Origin of the sequence: Shewanella sp. SM32, assembly GCF_025654235.1 — a bacterium.
Classification (GTDB): domain Bacteria; phylum Pseudomonadota; class Gammaproteobacteria; order Enterobacterales; family Shewanellaceae; genus Shewanella; species Shewanella oncorhynchi.
This window is the reverse complement of the sequence record NZ_JAKKRO010000149.1, coordinates 1-1364: the sequence shown is the minus strand read 5'-3', so window position 1 is coordinate 1364 and position 1364 is coordinate 1. Positions and strand designations below refer to the sequence as shown.

Genomic DNA, 1364 nt, shown 5'->3' with positions numbered 1-1364 from the left:
GCAGCTAAAACCTGATGCCGGCCACTGTGGGCGGTATTTCAACGTTTTAAATAACGACTCTGAAAAGGGGTTGTCATTACTCACCCGCGGCCGACTTAATGATGCCGTAATACCAAGCTCTTCCAGCTTGGCTTTCATGGTCAGTGACTTCATCGGCGCCCCATTATCAGAATGCAGCACTAATGGCGTGTTAAAGCATTGCTCGCGTAACAGACAGCGTTGGATTAGCGCAGCGGCATATTCCCCACTTTCTTGCTCATGAACTTCGTAACCCACTATTTTTCTACTGTAAATATCTTCAAACAGGTACAAATAGTAGAACTGGCCTTTGACGATTGAGGCTAAATAAGTGATGTCCCATGACCACACTTGATTCGGCCCATCTGCCCGATAACTCAACGGTTTGCTTCGATTGACCGCAGCCTGAGTGCGGCCACGATGGTTAAGTTGACCATGAGCATTTAACACTCTGTAGAAGCTGGATTCCGAGGCGATATAAATCCCGTTATCTAATAATGTTGGCACAATTTGCGACGGGGGTAAGCTGGCGTACTCCGCTTGATTGCACACACTTAATATCTGTTGTCGCTCATGTTCTTCGAGTTTATTTGCTGGCTCTGGTCGAGCTGCTGTTGGCCTTAAATCAGCTTGCACTTGACCTTCTCGATACCAACGTCGATAGGTACGCTTACTGAGGCCCGTTTCAGCACAAGCCTTATAAAGGCGAGCACCCTGGGTATACGCCTCTTGGATTAAGGCAATCAATGCTATGCGCTCAGGCAAGGGGGTTAGCTCTCCTCGCTGTCGTCCCCCCAGAGCGCATTGAGCTTTTTTCTGAGCACCAGTAACGCAGCAGCTTCAGCCAGCGCTTTCTCCTTATAGCGCAATTCCCGTTGCAGCGATTTGATTTCGGCTTTGTCAGCCTTAGCCTGCTGTTTAATGGTTTTAGTTTGTACTTCTGAGGTTTGAAAACCAGCTAAACAATCCTGTTTCCACTGCTGTACTTGCTCGCGGAACAAGCCCTTTTCACGGCAATACTGGTTTATCTCCGCTTCCGACAGCGGCGCTGTTTCAATAATCACGGCAAGTTTTGCTTCAGCCGACCAATCATCGGCTGTTAATGTTTTACCTGGCACGGGGCGACCTTCTTTTCTGGCAATATCTCGCCAATGATACAAGGTTTGCACCGCGATGCCTTCTTCCCGAGCGACCTCTGCGACCGTTAAGTTGTGAGGAGGTAATAATTTTTTAAGGATCGCCTCTTTACGTTCTGGTGAATACCGAGCCATATCGTTCTCTTTTGCCGCACCCTGTCTTTAAACATAATGATTATTTAGGGGTGACAACAATCCTGACACAGGGGG

The 1364-nt window shown here is 48.2% G+C and carries 1 pseudogene; it reads right to left on the bottom strand.

What is annotated here, in order from left to right:
• Positions 1–1289, bottom strand: a pseudogene (locus L5M10_RS23820) (IS3-like element ISSpu6 family transposase); the annotation flags it as partial.
• Positions 1290–1364: the final 75 nt, after the last annotated feature.